4 protein-coding genes and 1 pseudogene are annotated in these 3,333 nt (G+C 29.7%); 1 reads left to right on the top strand and 4 read right to left on the bottom strand.

All coding sequences use genetic code 11. From position 1 onward, the window contains the following. The 4 genes and pseudogenes from Q0W95_RS07770 to gmk form a co-directional block, all read right to left on the bottom strand. Nucleotides 1-336 (bottom strand): annotated as a pseudogene (locus tag Q0W95_RS07770) (primosomal protein N'); the annotation flags it as partial. Nucleotides 337-340: 4 nt separating this feature from the next. Continuing rightward, nucleotides 341-1,513 (bottom strand): bifunctional phosphopantothenoylcysteine decarboxylase/phosphopantothenate--cysteine ligase CoaBC, encoded by a 1,173-nt coding sequence (gene coaBC, locus Q0W95_RS07765; RefSeq protein ID WP_297791542.1) that lies wholly within the window; start codon nucleotides 1,511-1,513, stop codon nucleotides 341-343. Then, nucleotides 1,500-1,694, bottom strand: coding sequence for a DNA-directed RNA polymerase subunit omega (rpoZ, locus tag Q0W95_RS07760; protein ID WP_297791540.1), 195 nt, complete (start codon nucleotides 1,692-1,694; stop codon nucleotides 1,500-1,502). The genes coaBC and rpoZ overlap by 14 nt, the downstream gene beginning before the upstream one ends. Further along, complete coding sequence (gmk, locus tag Q0W95_RS07755) at nucleotides 1,687-2,295, bottom strand: guanylate kinase (RefSeq protein WP_297791538.1); 609 nt, start codon at nucleotides 2,293-2,295, stop codon at nucleotides 1,687-1,689. Before gmk ends, rpoZ begins: the two co-directional genes overlap by 8 nt. 89 nt (nucleotides 2,296-2,384) lie before the next feature. Between gmk and Q0W95_RS07750 the strand changes: the two genes are divergently transcribed. Then, on the top strand, nucleotides 2,385-3,333 hold a 949-nt coding region (locus Q0W95_RS07750), incomplete at its 3' end, for an NFACT family protein (RefSeq protein WP_297791536.1).

Here is a 3,333-nt window from a genome sequence, read left to right as displayed (position 1 = left end):
AATATCTTTGATGCTAGTTGGAGGCATAACCTGTTTTAAAGCATCATTTATAGGAGATAGGTATCTTTTTGACATAAAAAAAGCTAAATCCATTAGTTCATCTGAAATTAGCTTTCTATCATCAATTATTTCTATAATTTCTTTTAGTATATAAGTAGTTTTGATGTTTTCGCATAATTCATATACAAAACCAACAACTGTTTTATTTCCTTTACCGAAAGGAACTATGACCCTAACCCCAGTTGTAATTTTACTACATAAATCGTCTGGAACTTTATATGTAAAGCTTCTATCCAAAAATCTACTATTACTATCAATAATTATTTTTGCGTGCAAAATATCACCTTAATAAACTTAAAATTTCATTAGCTAATTCTTCTTTAGGCATTATTTCTAATTTTCTTACCTTATCTTTTGATACTATTGACGCTATATTTGTATCAACATCGAAACCTGCACCCCATTTTGTCAAATCATTAGCTACTATATAGTCTAAATTTTTATTCTTTAGTTTAGTCTTAGCGTTTTCAATCAAATCATCAGTTTCTGCTGCAAAGCCAATTATTAATTGTTTAGTTTTTTTGCTAGCAAAATACTTGATAATATCATCATTCTCAATTAAATTTAGTTTTAAACTATTTCCAGTCTTTTTAATTTTTCTATCACTAGGATTTTCAACTTTGTAATCAACTGGAGCAGCGGACATTATAAGTGCATCAGAGTTATCAAAATATCTTTCGATGACATCTTTCATTTCGGAATTTGTTCTTACTTCAATTCTTTTAATACCATCAATTTCCATTGGTTTAACAGGTCCAGATACTAAAACAACTTCAGCACCTCTTTTTTTAGCTTCTCTAGCTATATTATAACCCATCTTGCCACTAGATTTATTTGTTATGTACCTTACATAGTCAATTGGCTCAACAGTAGGTCCTGCACTGATAATAATTTTCTTTCCCATCAAATCTTTTTCTGTAAAATAATCATCTAAATAAGAAACGATTTTTTCTGGCTCCTCCATTCTTCCATCACCAACAGTGTTACATGCCAACAACCCTGGTTCAGGTTCAATAACCTTAACACCATGCTCAAGCAAAGTTTTAATATTTTTAACTGTTGCTTGGTTATTTAACATATTCGTATTCATCGATGGAGCGATAATAACATCTTTATCACAAGCAAGATAAGATGATAATAAGAAATTATCTGCTATTCCGTTAGCCATTTTGCCAATTGTATTAGCACTAGCTGGTGCAATTAAAAAAACGTCAGCCCATTTTGGAAGGTCTATGTGGTGGACTGATTCGTGACTTCCCTCAAACAAATCTGTAAAGACTCTACACTTCCCCATTGTTTCAAAGCTAAGTGGTCTTACAAATTCACAAGCCGATGTTGTCATAATAATTTTAAGAATAGCACCTTCTTTATTCAGTCTAGAACATAAGTCGAGAACCTTGTATGATGCAATTCCTCCAGTTATACCTAATAGGATGTTTTTACCTTTCAACATTTTTAGTTACTTTTTCTTCTATTATTTCATGTAGAGCTTGGGTTACAGGTTTTGCTTCTACTTCTTGTGTCAAAGGTGCAGAACCATTAACAATTCTTCTAGCTCTCTTGGCACACATCATACAAATTTCATACCTACTAGGACTAATTTCTCCTAATTTTTTAAAAGATGGATTATTCATCTTCTACCTCCTTAAAATTTAACTCTTCTTCTCTAAAAACTCTATGTTTTTCTGCATTTATTATTTCATTTACTGATGTTATAGCTGAATTTAGGTGATCATTTACAACAAGATAATCATAATCGTTAATATGTTGAAGCTCTTTTCTTGCATTATGCATCCTGATTTTTATATCTTCATCTGTCTCTGTTCCACGTCCTACAATTCTATTTTTTAATTCTGTTAAAGATGGTGGTGCCAAAAAAATAAAGACCCCATTATCAGTATTTTTCTTGATATTTAGAGCCCCTTGGACATCAATTTCTAATATAACAATTTTTCCTTCATTTATCTTAGATTCAACGAATTCTTTGGGCGTACCATAATAATTATTATGAACGTGAGCAAATTCAAGGAACTTATCTTCTTCAATCATTTTTTCAAACTCTTCATGACTCTTATAAAAGTAGCTTACTCCTTCAATCTCTCCATCTCTTTTCTTCCTTGTAGTAGCTGATACAGAATATACAAGGTTGCTTTGAGTATTCATAAGATCGTGTAATACTGTGCCCTTTCCTACTCCAGATGGTCCTGATATCACTAATAAAAATCCCTTTTTCATTCTGCCCCCTTATTATTGATATTTTACTTTTAAGACCTTATTACTTCAAGTATATGAATTTAATTGTATAATGCTAAGGAGGTGATAAAATGAGCTATGATGGAATAGTCACTAGAAAAATTGTAAATGAGCTAAAGAATATACTTCTAGGTGGGAAAATTCAAAAAATAACCCAGCCATCTAAAAATGATATAGTTTTTAATGTATATTCAATGGGTAAAAGTTATAAACTTATATTGAGTGCTAACAATAATGAAGCAAGAATAAATATAACAAAGCTTAAATATGAAAACCCTGATACTCCCCCAAACTTTTGTATGGTTCTTAGAAAGCATATAAATCAAGGTAAAATTGTAAATATTGAACAGAAGGGACTTGATAGAGTTGTTATTTTCTCTATTTCTTCAATTGATGAAATGGGTTTTGATACATCAAAAAAATTAATAATAGAAATAATGGGCAAGTACTCTAACATTATTCTTGTTGACGATAAATTTAAAATAATCGATGCTATCAAGAGAATAAATAATCAAATGTCATCAGTTAGGGAAATCTTTCCTTCTCTACAATATAATTTTATTGAGAATAATAAAATAGATATAATTTCTAATAATTTCACAGACTATATAAAACTTATTGATAAAAGATTACCTGATGATAAAGTACCTTTCAAAATTTTCCAAGAAAATTTTACTGGATTTTCACCTGCTGTCGGAAAAGAATTAATTTACAGGGCTGGGATTGACGATAGAATCAACTGGGGATTAGTAAGTGAACATGAAAAGTTCCTTCTTAATAAAGAACTTCATGAATTAAAAAATAATATCGTTCTAGATAAGTTATGTAGTTATACTTACAGTTCTAATAATAAAATCAAAGATTATCATACCTATAGGTTAACAAATTTATCCTACTACGAAATGGAATTTGATACAATGAGTCAAGCAGTAGAAGAATTTTATAGAACTAACAAAACACATGATAGACTTAACCAAAAAAAATCCGATTTAATAAAAAAATTAAATACTTATATAAAAT

The sequence above is a fragment of the uncultured Anaerococcus sp. genome (genome assembly GCF_947253225.1).
Taxonomy (GTDB): Bacteria; Bacillota; Clostridia; order Tissierellales; family Peptoniphilaceae; genus Anaerococcus.
The sequence above is the reverse complement of the archived record's forward strand: the minus strand, read 5'-3'. Positions and strand labels throughout refer to the sequence as shown.

What these genes read in the sequence shown, in the direction of transcription:
- gmk (WP_297791538.1), bottom strand. Translation starts at nt 2,295, where the DNA reads ATGAAAAAGGGATTTTTATTAGTGATATCAGGACCATCTGGAGTAGGA.
- rpoZ (WP_297791540.1), bottom strand. Translation starts at nt 1,694, where the DNA reads ATGAATAATCCATCTTTTAAAAAATTAGGAGAAATTAGTCCTAGTAGG.
- coaBC (WP_297791542.1), bottom strand. Translation starts at nt 1,513, where the DNA reads ATGTTGAAAGGTAAAAACATCCTATTAGGTATAACTGGAGGAATTGCA.